The sequence below is a fragment of the Pseudomonas turukhanskensis genome (genome assembly GCF_027922365.1).
GTDB lineage: Bacteria > Pseudomonadota > Gammaproteobacteria > Pseudomonadales > Pseudomonadaceae > Aquipseudomonas > Aquipseudomonas turukhanskensis.
This window is the reverse complement of the sequence record NZ_BSFN01000003.1, coordinates 436034-452686: the sequence shown is the minus strand read 5'-3', so window position 1 is coordinate 452686 and position 16653 is coordinate 436034. Positions and strand designations below refer to the sequence as shown.

Genomic DNA, 16653 nt, shown 5'->3' with positions numbered 1-16653 from the left:
CTTATATAGAGGGTGTTAGAACGAGTACTTGACGTTAACGCCGATGTTGTCGCGGTCACGGCTGGAGTTGTTCTGGCCGGCACCGTAGAACTCGGTGTACGCCAGTTCGCCTTCCAGGCTGTTCAGGTAGGTGGCTTTCACACCCAAGGTGTAAGCCTTGCGACCCTCGATGAAGCTACCGGTCTGGTAGGAGTTACCTTCGAAGTCGTCTTTGTAGACCACGTACGGGGAAACGTTCACGCCGGCGTATACGTCGTTCCAGGTACCCGAGAGCACCAGGGTGTAGCCGTAGGCGTTCTTGTTGACCTGGTCGTCACGGTCGCCGCCGCTGATGTACGACGTGTTGCCACGGCCGGAGTAGTAACGGGTGACGCCATTGAAGTCGGTGTACTTCAGATCGCTGCCACGCAGGTGCTCGGACGCCAGTTCAGCGACGCCGAACAGGGAGTCGAAGGATGCGACCGGGCCGAAGTTGTAGATGGTACCCAACGAGGTGTTGAAGGCTTCTACGCGCTCAACGTTATGGATAGTGTCACCCAACTGCACGTTCTGGCCGCCGATGTTGACGGAGGTGCCAGGGGTCGCCAGCGCCGGCGCCTGCAGCAGCAAGTCGCCGAGCAGGTCGTTGGTGGTCGCGATGCCGATTGGCAGGTTCGGGCGGTAAGCAACTTCACCGAATACCGAGGCATCGCCAACAGTGGTGTTGAAGCTGAAGCCATACATACGGATGTCTTCAGAGTATTCGCGGTGGGCTTCAACCTGGTTCGCGACGTCAGCGGTAATAACACCGCCGGTGGCGTTGCGCACGGAGTTGGTCAATGCGTTGGCGTAAGCCGTAGCCAGCGCTGGGTTCAACGCCGGGTTGGCGATTACAGCTTGCAAGACACCCACCGAAACACCAGCAGCGGCGGCTACAGCAGCCTGAACTTGCGGAGTAATCGCACCCTGAACCTGACCAGCGATAGCAGCGCTGTTTACGCCAGCGTATCTGCCGAGGTCAGCAGCGATGGTCGGCTCTTTGGCGTGGTAGTTGACGAAGTAGGCGCCGAACTCGGTTGAGTTCAACTCTTCGGCGATATAGCGGAACGCAACACCGAACTGGCCGTCGTTCTTGGCATTGATATCGCCACCGACCTTAGCCACTTTGATGGTGCCGTCGGAGCTGATTTCACGACCGCCAACCAGACCACCCACACCGGCAGCGCTCAACGCGCTGTACAACTGCGAAACACCAGCCAGAGCAGGCTGATTGGAGTAAGCCGTGTTGCCGCCATCAGCAAACAGGTCGGTTTCGGAGAAGTACGTGCCAACCGGGTCAATGGCCGATTCTTTCCAGTTGAACTGGTAGAAGGTTTCCATCGACAGGTTGTCGGAGAGGCCAACGTTGAAGCTCAGCGCTTCAACCGGCACCAGTACCTCTTTCAGCTCGGAACCAGGCAGGCGGAATTTGGCAGCATCAACCGGGTTGGTGGTGTTTACGCCACCACGGTAGAACAGGCCTTCGCCCCAGTTGAACACCTGGTTACCCAGGCGAGCGGTGACTGGCTTGTCGGCCACGTCCCAGTTGCCATAGATGTAGGCGTCGAGAATCTGTGCGTCGCGGCCAGCCTTGTGGCGAGTCTCAGAGGTGAAGCTCGAGTTGTTCGGGAAGCTCTGGCTCGGCTGAGCTGGGTTGTTGTTGTCGTTGTAGTCGTTGCGCTTGTCCATGATCTGGGTGTCATAGAAAGCGGTGCCGCGTACAAACAGACCGTAGTTCTTGTAAGTCGCTTCCAGGTCGGAAGTGATCTTGTACACCTCGGAGACCAGACCGGTATCGAAATTACGGTTACCGTCGTTGGTGTTGATGTCGTTGTTGTTCTTGTCCTGGCCCTGTACGCGCCAGAGTTGACCGTAGGACACGGTGGTATCGATGGAGCCACTGACTTCATTGTCGGCAAAGCTGAATTCCACCGCCTGGGCTTGTACAGCCACCATCAGCGGCAGGAGACCGGCCAAAGCGAAACCTGCTTTGGAAGGCGCAAAACGCAACATAGGACTACGGGACTTGAATTCCATCGAGACTTTACTCCGTGGACAGATCGTTATTCTTATTGGCCTCCTCTGGTGAGGAAGCTCAGTGGTTCAGTACTGCCGCTGACTCAAGTTAAAAGCAGGCGGTCTTCTTAGTTGATTGAAAGCTGGCTTCCAACGCGTCTAGCACGCACCCCCGGGCTTTGCATGCACCATTGCGGGGCCAATTACTAACGAGCAATGCAACCATGGTGCCAAACAAGCGTTTCAATCCAAATTAATGGCGCCAACGTTTTATGGTTTGCCGGGCTAAACGTGACTGATCATTCATTGATCAACTCACCCATCATTCAGGAAACATTTGCATGATTTGTCCTACGAGATGGCGCGCATAGTCACTCGGGAACTTTTTGCTGTTTTTTCCTGGCCGCACAATCAGAAAACAGTCAAGGGCCAAGCCCCAACCTATTAAGGGTTTTCTAATAAAAAGTGGGCGGGTTATTTCGACAAGTAACAAAAAAGTGTTACCGGCAGAATGCCAGTAACACTTTCAGGAGGAGGTGCGAAGGAGGTATCACACCTTAGGCAAGGCTTTTGCTGACCACTTCATAAACGTCGGAAGAAAGCTCCCCGGAGGCGAGAATCCGCTCTAGCTCGGCCTTCATCAGCGCCTGACGACTGGCATCGTACTTTCGCCAGCGGGTTAAGGGCGCCAGTTGCCGCGAGGCGATCTGCGGGTTGAAGCCATTAAGGGTGATAACCAGGTCTGCCAGGAAGCGATAACCGGACCCATCGGCGCTATGGAAATTGACGAGGTTCTGGCCGGCAAACGCGCCAATCAGCGCCCGTACCTTATTAGGGTTTTTCAGGGTGAAGGCCGGGTGTTCCATCAGCGCTTTAACCCGTCCCAGACCGCCTGGTAGAGCGCTCGCCGCTTGCACGCTGAACCACTGATCCATAACCAAAGGATTGTCTTTGAAGTGCTCGGCGAACGCCGCCAGCGCTTTGGCCTTCTCCGCTTCGAACCCGGAATTGACCAGAACGGCCAGCGCGGTCAGGCGCTCGGTCATGTTGTCGCACGCGTCGTACTGCTCAAGGCACGCGGCCAGTACTTCCGGTTTGCCAGTCAGCATTAAGTATGAGAGTGCGATGTTCTGCAGGCTGCGGCGGGCAAAATGCTCGGCCTGGGCCACGTATTCACTGTTACGAGACACCTCGCGGTTCTGCTGATAGCGCCTCCACAGTGGCGCATACAGCGCAGTGGCAAGTTCGTTGCGGGCGAATTCACGAGCGGTATGGATGGCGTCAACGTCAGCCACTTCGCTGATTTCGGTGAGGTAGGCCTCGCTTGGCAGCGACAGCATTTCGGCCACCATCGCCTGGTCCAGGCTGTCATCAGTGAGCAAGGTTTCGAACGCCGTCACCAGGCGCTGATCAAGCGCCAGCGCAGCGCCGCTCTGGTGCTGACCAATCACCTCTTGCAGCACCTGTACCGACAATTGCTGGCCGGCTTCCCAACGGTTGAAGCCGTCGGCGTCGTGCTGCATCAGGAACATCAACTGATCGCGGTTGTACGGGAAACTCAGTTTTACCGGCGCCGACAGGCCGCGCAGCAAAGACGGCAGCGGCTGCTCGGCAACATCCACGAACGTGAAGCTCTGCTCGGCTTCGGTGACAGCAATCACGGTGGACTCACCGCGTGCAGCACCCTCACCTGCCAGCTTCAGGGTCAAAGCCTGGCCCTGTGCGCCGAGCAAGCCCAGCTCTACCGGAATCACAAATGGCAGCTTCTCGGTCTGCCCCGGTGTTGGCGGGCAGCTCTGGCGGAATGTCAGGGTGTAGGTCTTGGCGGCGGCGTCATACGCCTCGCTCACCTGCAAACGCGGCGTGCCGGCCTGGCTGTACCAGCGCTTGAACTGAGTGAAGTCGGCGCCGTTGGCGTCTTCCATGGCCTTGATAAAGTCGTCGCAGGTCACGGCCTGGCCGTCATGGCGTTCGAAGTACAGGTCGCTGCCTTTGCGGAAGCCTTCGTTGCCCAGCAGGGTGTGGAGCATGCGCACCACTTCCGAACCCTTTTCGTACACGGTCAGGGTGTAGAAGTTGGAAATCTCGATAAAGCTGTCTGGGCGCACGGCGTGGGCCATGGGGCCGGCGTCTTCGGCGAACTGATGGGTACGCAGGTAGGCCACGTCTTCAATACGTTTGACCGTGCGCGAGTTCATGTCGGCCGAGAACTCGGCGTCGCGATACACGGTAAAGCCTTCCTTGAGCGACAGCTGGAACCAGTCGCGGCAGGTGACGCGGTTGCCCGACCAGTTATGGAAGTACTCGTGGGCCACCACGCCTTCAACGCGCTGGTGCGCAGCGTCGGTGGCGGTGTCGGCCTTGGCCAGCACGCAGCTGGAGTTGAAGATATTCAGGCCCTTGTTTTCCATGGCGCCCATGTTGAAGTCGTTGACGGCCACGATCATGAAAATATCCAGATCGTATTCGCGGCCGTACACCTCTTCATCCCAGCGCATGGATTTTTTCAGGCTGTCCATGGCGTGCTGGCATTTGTCGATATTTTCCGGCTCGACATAAATACGCAGCGCCACTTCGCGTTGGCTCATGGTCTCGAAGGTGTCTTCGATGGCCCACAAATCGCCGGCTACCAGGGCAAACAGGTAGGCCGGTTTCATGAAGGGGTCTTCCCAGGTCGCCCAGTGACGACCGCCATCTTCCGGCCCGCTGGCAATCGGGTTGCCGTTGGACAGGAGCACCGGGTACTTGTGCTGCTCGGCGCTCACGGTGGTGGTGAACTTGCTCATCACGTCCGGACGGTCGAGGTAGTAGGTAATCTTGCGGAAACCCTCGGCCTCGCACTGGGTGCAGAACATGCTGCCGGACTTGTACAAGCCTTCCAGCGCGGTGTTGCTTTCCGGGTGGATGCGCACGCTGCTGTCGATCACAAAGCTGTCGCCAGCCGGTTGCAGGCTCAGGTGGCTGTCGCTGAGTTGATAGTCGCCCTCCTCCAGCGTTTTGCCGTCCAGGCTCAGCGATAGCAATTCCAACTCCTGGCCATCGAGCACCAGGGGCGGCAAGCCGGCGCCACGGGCCGGGTTGCGGCGCATCACCAGTTGCGCGTGAACCAGGGTGTGGTCCTCGAACAATTCGAATGTCAGATGGGTTTCGTCAATCAGGTAATCCGGCGCCTGATAGTCCTTCAGGTAAATCATCTTCGGTTGCTCGGTGCGCATCACGGGTTCCCTTCACGTTCAGGAATGCACGGCCAATTGGTAGGCCGTGTATTTGCGAATATTGATAACCCCGGTGTCGAACATCAGGTACTGGCCCTTGATGCCCAGCAAGGTGCCTTCGGCTACCGGGTCTTTATCCAGATTAAAGCTGGTGATCTTGGCCGGGTAGGCATCGATCGGATAAGTAATTTCAATCGGCTCGACGTCGCTGATCGGCTGAATTGCCTGCAAGCCGAAACGCTGCTGCAACCCCAGCAGGCCATCGGCACAAGTAGCAAACAGTTCGTCGCGCACCGCAGCAAGGTCTACCGGCGCCGCATGGCTTTTGAGCAGGGCGCGCCAGTTGGTTTTATCCGCCACCTGGCTGCGCAACACATCCTCAACGAAACCGGACTGCTGGCGGGTGCTGACGCGCATGATCGGCAGCGCCTGGCTGGCGCCCTGGTCGAGCCAGCGGGTGGGCACCTGGCTGGCGCGGGTAATGCCGACTTTCACCCCGGAAGAATTGGCCAAGTAAACGATATGGTCGGTCATGCAGAACTGCGCCGCCCACTCCGGCTCGCGGCAGGTGCCGGCCTCGTGATGGCAACGCTCGGGGCTCATCATGCAGGTGTCGCACTGGGCCAGCTTGGTCATGCACGGGTAGCAATAACCCTGGCTGAAACTGGTTTTGGTTTTGCGCCCGCAGTGGCTGCAATGAATGGCACCCAGGTATTCGAGCTTTACGGTTTGCCCGATCAGTGGATTGACCGGCACTTCCTCATCGCCCAGCCGAAACGCGTACTGCACCGGCGCGCCCAGGCGGGCGGCCATTTTGCTCAAGGCACCGCGACCCAATTCACTCAATGGATAGCGTCCGACTTGAACAGAATATTAGGCACGGGCTTGGACTTGGAGCTGCACTCCTGCAATTCCATATAGCCGGTGCGCTGGTCTTCGGGCAGGTTCTGCACTTCCCAGGCGATGACGGCCTGCAGACTCAGTTCTTTCTGTTCCTGCGTCAGCTTGCGGCCGTCCGACCATTTGCCGATCTCTACCGCCAGCTTCAGGCTTTCGTAGATTTCCGGGGTGATGTTTTCGATCATTTCAACAAAGGACGACATAGACGCCTCCAAAAACAAAGTCGCAGTTTAACGGCGACGGCGCGCCAGTGCACCGCCCACCAGACCGGTGAGGCAACCCATTACCAGGCCGCCGGTGTGCGCGCCATTGGCAATCGCGGCACCCGCCAGTTCGGTAACGCCGCTCATGCAGATCACCCACCAGATCAGCATCATCACCACCACGCCCTTGGGCAGTTGGTACGCGCGATTGGGTGCCAGCAGTTGATAAATCCAGCAATGACCCAGCAAGCCGTAGAGCACGCCCGACAGCCCGCCGAAAATCGACGGCCCGGCCCACCAGAACTGCGCGGCGTTGGACACCAGGCCAAACAGCACGGTCAGCCCCAGCAGCAGCCATTTGCCCTGATAGAACTCGATACGCCGGCCCAGCTCCCAGTACCACATGCTGTTCATGGCCAGGTGCAAAATGCCGAAGTGAATAAAGATGGGCGTGATCAGCCGCCAGTATTGGCCGGCGGCCAGGGTGTCGGGCCAGGGCACGAACCGGGCGTATTCACCTTGAACATGAAAGTCCATCCAGCTCAGCCAGCGGATGGTGTCGAAGTTGTCGCCCAGCAGCGTGATGCCCGCGGCAATAAAGGTCAGCAGCAACACGGCAGCCGTTAGCGGGCTCTCGCGCAGTTGCTGCACGAAACCGGCGGCCTTGGGTTGCGTAACGGGCGGCAGCTGCAGTTGCTGCTCGGGGTCGCCATCGGGGTACTTCTCGTACAACCCACGAATATCCGCCGCCAGCTGCTCGCCGGGCACCCACAACACCTGCTCGCCAGACTCCTCGCTCACCCGGTGCGGCACCTGCATCCGCTGCAACAGCTCAACAAAGCCGGCCAGATTGACACTTAACGGCAACCGCAACACTTCAACGGGGTTCATCTCAACACTACTCAATGGGCAGCTCCGGGCGCTCAACGTCCACCCAGGCAAATTTATTTGGGTCGATGCGGCTTTCCTGGTCCATGCGATAAGCCACCAGTTTGCCGTAGAGCACGGCGCTGTAATCCAGGCACGCCAGGTTCGGCCGAATCGGCGCCGGGCGGCCTTTGCGCCAGTAGTGGCCGACAAACAGCGGCGGCTCTTTCGGGCCGTAGCGCAGCAGTTCAGTTTTCTCCCGCGGCGTCAGCGGCGTGCGCGCCACGGCTTCGGGCAAGGCATCGGGCTGGAACACGATATCGCCGTAGGTTTGCGGGTCTTCTTCCCAGAACTTGGTGCGGAAGAAGGCGCGGGTGTAGCCGTCGTCGCTGGTCAGGGTCAGGCCGTCCGGCAGGCGCATATCGGTGCCGCGCAGCAGGCGGCTGAACACCCGGCTGGCGAAACTGCCGGACACCGCTGCCGCCTGCACAAAGGCTTCATCGACGCGGCCATCGGGGTGCTGAGTACGCAGCGAATCGATCAGGCCGGCGTCCCAGCACGCATGCACCACGCGAAAATGCCCGGCGTCGATAAACAGCGGCAGCTCGTAGAACCAGCGCTGAAACTCGCGCCATTCTGCGGGGTAGGCATCGAACTGGGCCAGGCTCTGGGTAATCAGGCGGGCATTGCGCGGCGTGTGTTCGCGCACGAACTGACGGCCACTGCCCGGCGGTGCCGGGGTGCTCCAGCCGAGGGCATCGAACTCGTGGTTACCCATGATGCACAGCGCCTGCCCGGCCTCGACCATGTCATGCACGATATGCAGCGCCTCACGAATGCGCGGCCCGCGGTCGACGATATCGCCGAGAAAGATCGCCATGCGCCGCGAGTGACGCCAGACGCCGCCGTGGCGCTGATAACCAAGGCCATCGAGCAGGCGCGCCAGGGTGTGCGCACAGCCGTGCACATCGCCAATCAGGTCGTAACCGCGCGCCGGGTCGAGTTCCATCAGTCGTGACCACTGCCCAGACGGCTGCCCCAGCCGAGCTTGGTGCGGCAGACTTCGTAGTAGTTATGGTCCAGCGGGTGAATCAGGCGCAGCTTCTGCGGCTTCTTGCTGACGATCAGGGTATCGCCCGGCGCGCAGGTGAAATGGTTTTGCCCGTCGCACGACACCTGCGGATAAATCTGCATGTCTTTGGAGGCGACGATTTTCAGCTCGCTGTTGCCATCCACCACAATTGGCCGGCTGGACAAGGTGTGCGGGTACATCGGCACCACCACAATGGCATCCAGCTTGGGGTGCATGATCGGCCCGCCGGCAGACAAGGCGTACGCGGTGGAGCCAGTTGGCGTGGCCACGATCAGGCCGTCGGCCTTCTGGCTGCAGACGAACTGGCCGTCGATATGCAGCTCGAACTCGATCATGCGCGTCGACTTGCCGGGGTGCAGCACCACGTCATTCAGCGCGTCGCCCTGGCCAATCACCTCGCCGTGGTGGCGCACTTCGGCTTGCAGCAGAAAGCGGTTTTCCACTAGAAACTGGCCGTCGAGCACTTCGGCCACTTTGGTTTCCAGCTCGTCGGGGCGGATGTCGGTGAGAAATCCCAGGCTGCCGCGGTTAATGCCCAGCACCGGCACATTGAACTGCGCGAGGGCACGCGCCGCGCCGAGCATGCTGCCGTCGCCGCCAACCACAATCACCAGGTCGCACGCCTCGCCCAGGCTTTTGCGCGACGAGGTTTGCAGGCCGTGGCCCGGCAAAACCTCGGCAATGGTGTCCTCGAGGATCACGTGCAACTGGCGCTCGATAAGCAGTTTTTTCAGGCGGCGGATGGTGTCCAACACCTGAGAACTGCCCAAGCGGCCAATGATGCCGATATTGCGAAATTGCTCCATGAGGCTCCTGGGAGACGCTGGCAGAAATTGAAAATTGCCCTTTATCCAGACAGGCCAATTCGGGAAACGGCTCAATTATGGGCCAAGGGTGGCAAGCAAACCAAGGCGCACATTGCCCGACTGACCCGCTATGCTCGCACAATGACGCTTTTTCCCACCCTTACCGCCCTGCCCCAGCACCTGCACCAGAGCGCCGTGCGCGACCTGGCCTGGGTGCTGCTGTCGCCACCGCTGCTGGACCCTGCCCAGTGCCCGCAGCGTCATCCCCTCACCGCCAGCGCCTGGGTGGCCGCGCCGCAGCAGATGGCCGACTGGCTACTGCAACTGGACCGCAACCCTGCGCCGCTGAACAGTTGGCTGGCGCAGCACAGCATTCGTCGCCTGGGCCTGTATTACGAACGCCTGTGGCAGTTCACCCTGAAGGCGGCCCCTGGTGTGGAACTGCTGGCCGCCAACCTGGCGATCCGCCAGGGCGGGCATACCCTCGGTGAGTTGGACTTGCTGCTGCGAGACGAATGCGGGGTTCACCACCAGGAACTGGCGATCAAGCTCTACCTCGGCCCGCAACACGGCGATGGCACGGACGCGGGGCAATGGCTGGGGCCCGGCAGCCAGGACCGCCTGGCACGCAAGCTCGATCACCTGCTCAACCACCAGCTTCCCCTTTCCGCGCGGCCCGAGGCGCAGGCCGCATTGATGGAGCTGGGCATCGAGCAGGTGCAGCCGCAGCTGTGGTTGGCGGGGTATCTGTTTTATCCGTGGCCGGGGTTGAGTCAGCCGCCTGCGGGGGCGCTCGGTGAGCATTTGCGCGGGCGCTGGATGCATCGCAAGGATTGGCCAGCGTTTCACAAGGGCGGTGAGCGTTGGCAGCCTATTCCCCGGCAAACCTGGTTGGCGCCGGCGCGGCAACAGCAAGAAACGCTGTGGTCGGCGGCGCAATTCGAACAGTGGCTAAGCGAGCTGGAGCCCGATGCACAGGCGCAGTTGTTGGTGCGGTTTGAGCAAGATAGGGAAGGTGCGTGGCAAGAGGCAGAGCGGGTGTTTTTGGTGGCCGATGCGTGGCCGCAGTGGAACGCTGGCCGTTAGATCGCTTGGTGCGCGGAGCACACCCTACAAGGGCGGACCGCGCTTGCTCTTGTAGGGTGTGCTCCGCGCACCGATACGCAGACTTAGCGACTGCGCTCGGTCCTACCACCCGAGCGCGCCAGATACCCCGACCCACTCTCACACAACAACCCGTCACGCAGCACCGCCGGCAAACCGTTCACGCCATCGCGCAAGGCATAAGCGTTGTAGCCCAATTGCGATAACAGAAACACCGCGCTATTGCTGCGATTGCCGCTGTCGCAGTAGCACAGATAGGTGCGCGTTTTATCCAGCAAGCGTGCCTTGAGCCGCAGCAGTTGCAGCGGCATGTTCAGCGATTGCAGGGCATGGGCGCGTTCGTATTCATCCTGCAAGCGCACGTCCAGCCATTGCGCGCCGCCAGACAGCAGCCGCGCCGCTTCGCCAAACGACACCTCATCCACGACCGGTGCCTTGAGCAGGGCGAAAAAGTCGTGCCGGTCCAGCCGCAGCACCACGCCGTCTTCGAGCAGCGTCACCGTGGCATTGCGCGGCTGGTCGGATAACAGGGCCTCCTCGCCGAAACAGGCGCCCTCCTCCAGCTCGGCCAATACCTGACGTTCGCTGCCTTCGCTGCGAATGACTTCGGCACGGCCACTGTTGAGGAAATAGCAGCAATCACCCGCCTCGCCTTCCCTCAGCACCGTGGTGCCGGCTTTCAATTCCAGGCGCTGCAAGCGGTCGAGCATGGCCCGCACATTGGGCGATGGCACCTTGGCAAACAGCGGGTTTTCCAGCAGGCGCTCCAGCCACTCCACATCGCCGCCGCGCTGGCCCAGTTCCAGCAGCAAGTCCTGATACGCCAGGCGCCAGGTGAGCAAACGGGTCAGGGTGGCGCTGTCGAGCACCAACAGGCTGATATCGGTAAGGGCGCGGGCTTCCTGCAGGCGCGGCAGGCTGGGTGACAGCGGATGGCAACTGGCTTCGCTGCCGGCCTGCAAGCGTTGTTGCTGGCCGTCAGCAGAGGTCAGTAGCAGCTCGCCGGCCAACAGGTAATAGGTGACGCGCGCCTGATCACCAGGGCGGAACAGCAACTGCCCGGCCAGCATCGGCTGCGGCACCAGCTGGCCACGCAGTTCACGCCATTGCTGCTCGGATAACACGTTGAGCGGCGTCAGGCTGCGCAGCTGCTCAAGGCTTAGTGGGTCACTCATGAAAAGGGTCAGACTCCAGCCAGATGCGGATGAGTGGCCCGTCGCCCTTGCAAGCCGCCCGTGTGGACGAAGAGCAAGCGCGTGCCGCGGGCCACGTTACCGGCCGCCACGTATAGGCGCAACGCCATTAACGCCTTGCCGGTATAAATCGCTTCCAGCGGCAACTCGCCGTCCTGCTCAGCCTGGCCTACAAACGCTGTTAGCGTTGTATCGACCTTAGCAAAGCCACCACGGCTCGCCTCCAGCAACTGATACCCCTGATCGGTTTGTCCGGCTTGGCTGAATAGCTGTTGCAGGTTTTGCTCCACACCATGGTCGGGCGGCACGGCACAGGCACCGAACACCTGGCGCCGCCCCGCTTCGGCCAACACCAGCCCGGCCAGCGTGGTGCCGGTGCCAACGGCCAGCCACCAGGCATCGAAGTCGTCCCAGCCGATGCTGGGCAGTTGCGCTTCGGCCATGGCGCGCAGCTCCACACAACCCAGCGCGCCGCTTAGCCCTCCGCCGCCTTCAGGCACAGGATAGAAGCCGGGATAACGCGCCAGCCACGGCTGCCAGAAATCGGCCTGATGACGCAGGCGATAACCGCCATAACCGAGCCAATGCAGCCGCATGCCCCAGGCTTCGAGATCACGGGTGGTGGGTGTGTCGTGCGCTTGGCCACGCAGCAGGCCGACGGTGGCAAAGCCGAAGCGCTGGCCGGCGGCGGCCAGGGCGTGCAAGTGATTGGAATGGGCACCGCCCAGGCTGATGACACCTTCACTAGCTTGAATCTGCGCGGCTTCCAGATGATGGCGCAACTTGAACCATTTGTTTCCGCTGATCAGAGGATCGATCTGGTCCAGGCGCAGCACCGCCAGCTCAACCCCGGCCTCTGTCAGCCAGGGAAACCTCAGGCGCTGTAACGGCGCCTGGGGTGTCCAGTGCGGGAGGGTGACCGGCAAAATTCAGCTGACGGTACGCAGGCGCGAAACGGCTTTGTGCCGAGCACAGCAGTTGGAGTCGCCGATGACAAAGCGGCTCGGCGTGTCGATGCGGTCCAGCGGAATACCACAACGGTCGCCGTTGGGCAGGCTGGCATCGCAGCTGGGCTTTTCGTAATGGGCCAGCCATTGGCGGTACTGCGGCTCGGCGACAAAACACTTGGCCGCCGCGTAGGCCATGGGGTTGTCCTGGTAACGGGCAATGTCCTGCAGCGGAATGGTCAGGTGCCCGGCGCCTGGGTGGTACACCACAAACACCACGCCGAGTTTGGACAAGCGCTCGAGAATCTGCTCGCCACCCTGGCTGGCAAAGGCGTCGCGCTCTTTCTTCAGGCGCTCCACTTCCTCTTCCAGCTGGGTATCCAGTTCGTTGCGGTAGGCCAGCTCCACATCGCGGATGGCGATCTGCTCTTTGTACTCCACCACCGCCGAAGAAATACGCGCCTGCAATTCGCTGTCGAACTGGGCCCGCAGAATGTCGGTCTCGGCGCGGCCATGACGTTCGATGGCGCGTAGCTGCTCGGTCATTTCTTCGCGGTTTTTCTGAAAGGTGTCGGCCTGGGCGGCCAGCTGCCCCTTGAGGCTGACGTTCAATTCCTCCTGCTGGCGCAAGGCTTGGTGCAGGGTCTGAATTTGCGCGAGCATCTTCTGCGATTCTTCGGCGCTGGCCATTTTCAACTTGGCCACTTCTTCTTCGTACTGCTGGGTCTGGCTGCTGATGCGCAAACGTTGCTGCTTGATCAACTGGGCCGTTTTGACTCGGTGTTCCTGCTCGATTTTTTCGGCCAGTTGCTCGGCGGCTTCCTTGGCAGGATCGGGCGCATGCCATTGGTCTTCCGGCGCCAGTTGCAGACGCTCCGGCGCCAGGCTCTGGACGGCGTCGTCTTCCACCAGCAGGCCGAGTTGGTTGCGTTTGACGGTATCGCGCAGCAGCACCAGATCGTTCTGACCCGGCACCAGGCTTGGGTCCCACAGGTGCATCTGGTGCCAGGACACCGGGCATTGGCTACGGCAGGCCAGGCGAATGGGGCCGGCGCCCAGGTCCGGGCCACGGCCGGAACGTTCGGCCAGGTGGCGCAGGGGAATATTCCAGCCGCTGTCGGGCGAGCCGCGCTCGTCGAATTCCAGGTAGAAGAACACCGCCGCGCGCACCAGCAGGCGTGGGTTGATCAGCACGTAGGCCACGCGCATTTGCTGGTCTTTGAACTCCGGCATATTCACCACGCCGTCGAGCAAAGCCTCGAATTCGGGATACAGCATTTCCTTGCAGATGCCGCGTTCACTGAAAAACACCACGGCCTCAACCATTTGCGGCTTGATCTGCATGCTCATCAACGGACCCCTAAGCCTAACCACGGCGACTTTCGCACCGACCCATAGCGCTCAACTTTTTAGGCGCGCACAGCCAGAAAGTAGGCGTATTCCTACATTTGGCTCAAGTCTAGGGTAAAAAGGCTAGCCGGCAATGTGACTGGGTTGGCAGTCACCCGTGCTCAGCGCCCTGGAACAGGGCGCTGGGATGAAACTGTGACGGAATTGGTACAACGGTCAACTTCTGCGCAGGCAGGCGGGAACTTTTCGACTTTACGCCGGCGCCTTGGCCAAAAACGGCGCCAAACGCTTGCCCATCTCCTCGCCAAGGGCCTGCAGGCCGCTCATGGGGCGAATCATCACTTCGAAATCGACAATCTTGCCCTCGGCATTGAACTGCACCATGTCGATGCCCTTGAGCTGGCGATCACCCACCGTGGCGCTGAACTCCAACACCACGCTCTGGCCATCGGCGCTGACCAGTTGGCGGTGGTATTCAAAGTTTTCGAACACCTGAATCACGGTATTCAAAATCACGTTGACCATCTGCGCGCCTTCATACGGCTTGTAGGCCATGGGCGAACGGAACACCACCTTGGCGTCGAGCAGCTCGGGGAGCGCCTTGAGGCTTTTGCTGGTGATCATCGAATGCCACTGATCGAGGGTGGCGGTGACGGCGGGGTTGGAACTCAAATTGGAACCGGGGGCGGAAGTGGACATGGCAACTCCTTTGTTGTTGTTTTTGCCTTTTTAGAACTGACAACTGGGTCGAGAGCTTCTGGGCTAAGGCCAGGCAAGGCGCCCCGGAGCTTTTAAGCGCAGCGTACTGAAGTACGTGAGCATTAAAAGCGAGGACGCAACGCCGCCTGGCCGACGACCAGGAGCTCGGTTGGTTACAACGAAGCAGCCAGACGCGAGCCTTGGTTGATGGCGCGCTTGGCGTCCAGCTCAGCCGCCACATCGGCACCACCAATCAAATGCACCACCTGGCCAGCGGCTTCCAAGCCTTGCTGCAGCTCGCGCAGCGGATCTTGCCCGGCGCACACGATGATGGTGTCTACCGGCAGCACCTGCGGCTCGCCTTCGCCAATGCGGATGTGCAGGCCGGCGTCGTCAACGCTGAGGTACTCGACGCTGTTGAGCATCTGCACGTTCTTGTTTTTCAGGCCGGTGCGGTGGATCCAGCCGGTGGTTTTGCCCAGGCCGTCGCCCACTTTGGTTTTCTTGCGTTGCAGCAGGAACACCTGACGGGCTGGCGCATGCACTTGGGCCTTGATGCCGGCGATACCGCCACGGGCTTCCAGGGTTTTATCAATGCCCCACTCTTTCCAGAACGCATCGCGGTCCTGGCTGGTGGCATCGCCTTGGTGAACGATAAATTCCGACACGTCAAAACCGATGCCGCCGGCGCCGATCACGGCCACCGTCTGGCCAACCGGTTTGCGTTGCAAAATGGCGTCCAGGTAGCTGATCACTTTCGGGTGGTCGATGCCAGGAATGGCCGGGGTACGTGGCGCGATACCGGTGGCCAGAATGATTTCGTCGAACCCACCTTTCACCAGGTCATCCACGCTCACGCGGGTGTTCAGGTGCAGGTCCACACCGGTGGTTTGCAGCTTGCGGCCGAAGTAGCGAATGGTTTCGTAAAACTCTTCTTTACCCGGCACGCGCTTGGCGACGTTGAACTGACCGCCGATTTCGCTGGCCGAGTCGAACAGGGTCACGCTGTGGCCGCGCTCGGCCGCCACGGTGGCAGCGGACAAACCGGCTGGGCCGGCGCCCACCACGGCGATTTTCTTCACGGCGGTGGTCGGGATGTAGTTCAGCTCGGTTTCGTGGCAGGCGCGTGGGTTCACCAGGCAGCTGGTCAGCTTGCCGCCGAAGGTGTGGTCCAGGCAGGCCTGGTTGCAACCGATGCAGGTGTTGATTTCGTCGCTACGGCCTTCAGCGGCCTTGTTGACGAACTCCGGGTCAGCCAGGAATGGGCGGGCCATCGACACCATATCGGCGTCGCCTTCGGCCAGCACCTGCTCCGCCACTTCCGGGGTGTTGATACGGTTGGTGGTGATCAGCGGAATGCTCACTTCGCCGCGCAGCTTGGCGGTGACCTTGGTGAACGCGGCGCGCGGCACCTTGGTGGCGATGGTGGGGATACGCGCTTCGTGCCAGCCGATACCGGTGTTGATGATGGTGGCGCCGGCTTTTTCGATGGCTTTGGCCAGGGTGACGATTTCGTCCCAGGTGCTGCCGCCTTCCACCAGGTCGAGCATCGACAGGCGATAAATAATGATGAAGTTCGGGCCTACCGCCTCACGCACGCGGCGCACGATTTCCACCGGCAGGCGCATGCGGTTTTCGTAGCTGCCGCCCCAGCGGTCGGTGCGCTGGTTGGTATGGGCGGCGAGGAACTGGTTAATGAAGTAACCCTCGGACCCCATGATTTCCACGCCGTCGTACTCGGCCACTTGCGCCAAGGAAGAACAGGTGACGAAGTCGGCGATCTGCTTTTCGATGCCCTCTTCGTCCAGCTCGTGCGGCTTGAACGGGTTGATCGGCGCTTGAATGGCGCTCGGCGCCACCGATTTCGGGCTGTAGGCATAACGGCCGGCGTGGAGGATCTGCATGCAGATCTTGCCGCCGGCTTCGTGCACGGCGCGGGTCACGATGCGGTGGTTTTCCGCTTCTTCCTGGGTACTCAGCTTGGCCGCGCCGGCGTATACGCCGCCTTCCACGTTCGGGCCAATGCCGCCGGTCACCATCAGGCCGACGCCGCCCAGGGCGCGTTCGGCAAAGTAGGCCGCCATGCGCTCGAAGCCGCCCGGTTTTTCTTCCAGGCCGGTGTGCATGGAGCCCATCAGGGTGCGGTTACGCAGGGTGGTAAAACCCAGGTCCAGCGGGGCCAACAGGTGCGGGAATTGAGCGGCGGTCATAGATAGCTCCACATCGAACGGTTAATGCACGG

13 protein-coding genes are annotated in these 16653 nt (G+C 60.9%); 1 reads left to right on the top strand and 12 read right to left on the bottom strand.

Going from position 1 to position 16653, the window contains the following annotated elements; genetic code table 11:
• Positions 1-15: 15 nt before the first annotated feature.
• From PKE98_RS08405 to PKE98_RS08375, 7 genes are all read right to left on the bottom strand, one after another.
• Positions 16-2055 carry a DUF1302 domain-containing protein gene (locus tag PKE98_RS08405; RefSeq protein ID WP_271194811.1) on the bottom strand — a complete coding sequence of 680 codons (2040 nt, stop codon included), beginning with the start codon at positions 2053-2055 and terminating at the stop codon, positions 16-18.
• A 536-nt stretch (positions 2056-2591) separates the two neighbouring features.
• Positions 2592-5249, bottom strand: a complete 2658-nt coding sequence (gene pepN, locus PKE98_RS08400; protein ID WP_271194810.1) for an aminopeptidase N — start codon at positions 5247-5249, stop codon at positions 2592-2594.
• An 18-nt stretch (positions 5250-5267) separates the two neighbouring features.
• On the bottom strand, positions 5268-6095 hold the full coding sequence (locus PKE98_RS08395; RefSeq protein ID WP_271194809.1) for a DUF2797 domain-containing protein: 828 nt from the start codon (positions 6093-6095) through the stop codon (positions 5268-5270).
• Positions 6092-6352 (bottom strand): YeaC family protein, encoded by a 261-nt coding sequence (locus PKE98_RS08390; protein ID WP_271194808.1) that lies wholly within the window; start codon positions 6350-6352, stop codon positions 6092-6094. The genes PKE98_RS08395 and PKE98_RS08390 overlap by 4 nt, the downstream gene beginning before the upstream one ends.
• Positions 6353-6379: 27 nt before the next feature.
• Positions 6380-7243: a rhomboid family intramembrane serine protease gene (locus tag PKE98_RS08385; RefSeq protein WP_271194870.1), complete on the bottom strand. Its 864-nt coding sequence runs from the start codon at positions 7241-7243 to the stop codon at positions 6380-6382.
• Between the two features lie 7 nt (positions 7244-7250).
• A complete protein-coding gene (locus PKE98_RS08380; RefSeq protein WP_271194807.1) occupies positions 7251-8228 on the bottom strand; it encodes a metallophosphoesterase in 978 nt (325 codons plus the stop codon).
• Entirely contained in the window at positions 8228-9118 is an 891-nt protein-coding gene (locus PKE98_RS08375; RefSeq protein ID WP_271194806.1) for an NAD(+) kinase, read from the bottom strand. Before PKE98_RS08375 ends, PKE98_RS08380 begins: the two co-directional genes overlap by 1 nt.
• Before the next feature lie 141 nt (positions 9119-9259).
• Between PKE98_RS08375 and PKE98_RS08370 the strand changes: the two genes are divergently transcribed.
• Positions 9260-10204, top strand: coding sequence for a DUF1853 family protein (locus PKE98_RS08370; RefSeq protein ID WP_271194805.1), 945 nt, complete (start codon positions 9260-9262; stop codon positions 10202-10204).
• 83 nt (positions 10205-10287) lie between these two features.
• Here the strand turns inward: PKE98_RS08370 and PKE98_RS08365 are convergent, their stop codons facing one another.
• The 5 genes from PKE98_RS08365 to PKE98_RS08345 all read right to left on the bottom strand — a co-directional run bounded on the left by PKE98_RS08365 (position 10288) and on the right by PKE98_RS08345 (position 16621).
• Positions 10288-11397: a cyclic nucleotide-binding domain-containing protein gene (locus PKE98_RS08365; RefSeq protein ID WP_271194804.1), complete on the bottom strand. Its 1110-nt coding sequence runs from the start codon at positions 11395-11397 to the stop codon at positions 10288-10290.
• A gap of 8 nt (positions 11398-11405) precedes the next feature.
• Positions 11406-12341, bottom strand: coding sequence for a 1-aminocyclopropane-1-carboxylate deaminase/D-cysteine desulfhydrase (locus tag PKE98_RS08360; RefSeq protein WP_271194803.1), 936 nt, complete (start codon positions 12339-12341; stop codon positions 11406-11408).
• 3 nt (positions 12342-12344) lie between these two features.
• Complete coding sequence (locus PKE98_RS08355; protein ID WP_271194802.1) at positions 12345-13712, bottom strand: chromosome partitioning protein ParA; 1368 nt, start codon at positions 13710-13712, stop codon at positions 12345-12347.
• Positions 13713-13964: 252 nt separating this feature from the next.
• On the bottom strand, positions 13965-14411 hold the full coding sequence (locus tag PKE98_RS08350) for a nuclear transport factor 2 family protein (protein ID WP_271194801.1): 447 nt from the start codon (positions 14409-14411) through the stop codon (positions 13965-13967).
• Between the two features lie 173 nt (positions 14412-14584).
• Complete coding sequence (locus tag PKE98_RS08345) at positions 14585-16621, bottom strand: NADPH-dependent 2,4-dienoyl-CoA reductase (protein WP_271194800.1); 2037 nt, start codon at positions 16619-16621, stop codon at positions 14585-14587.
• Between the last annotated feature and the right edge of the window lie 32 nt (positions 16622-16653).

Excerpts from the sequence above, each read along its gene's own strand:
- PKE98_RS08380 (WP_271194807.1), bottom strand. The coding sequence starts at position 8,228 with ATGGAACTCGACCCGGCGCGCGGTTACGACCTGATTGGCGATGTGCAC.
- PKE98_RS08355 (WP_271194802.1), bottom strand. The coding sequence starts at position 13,712 with ATGAGCATGCAGATCAAGCCGCAAATGGTTGAGGCCGTGGTGTTTTTC.
- PKE98_RS08405 (WP_271194811.1), bottom strand. The coding sequence starts at position 2,055 with ATGGAATTCAAGTCCCGTAGTCCTATGTTGCGTTTTGCGCCTTCCAAA.
- PKE98_RS08375 (WP_271194806.1), bottom strand. The coding sequence starts at position 9,118 with ATGGAGCAATTTCGCAATATCGGCATCATTGGCCGCTTGGGCAGTTCT.
- pepN (WP_271194810.1), bottom strand. The coding sequence starts at position 5,249 with ATGCGCACCGAGCAACCGAAGATGATTTACCTGAAGGACTATCAGGCG.
- PKE98_RS08370 (WP_271194805.1), top strand. The coding sequence starts at position 9,260 with ATGACGCTTTTTCCCACCCTTACCGCCCTGCCCCAGCACCTGCACCAG.
- PKE98_RS08350 (WP_271194801.1), bottom strand. The coding sequence starts at position 14,411 with ATGTCCACTTCCGCCCCCGGTTCCAATTTGAGTTCCAACCCCGCCGTC.
- PKE98_RS08385 (WP_271194870.1), bottom strand. The coding sequence starts at position 7,243 with ATGAACCCCGTTGAAGTGTTGCGGTTGCCGTTAAGTGTCAATCTGGCC.
- PKE98_RS08365 (WP_271194804.1), bottom strand. The coding sequence starts at position 11,397 with ATGAGTGACCCACTAAGCCTTGAGCAGCTGCGCAGCCTGACGCCGCTC.
- PKE98_RS08345 (WP_271194800.1), bottom strand. The coding sequence starts at position 16,621 with ATGACCGCCGCTCAATTCCCGCACCTGTTGGCCCCGCTGGACCTGGGT.
- PKE98_RS08390 (WP_271194808.1), bottom strand. The coding sequence starts at position 6,352 with ATGTCGTCCTTTGTTGAAATGATCGAAAACATCACCCCGGAAATCTAC.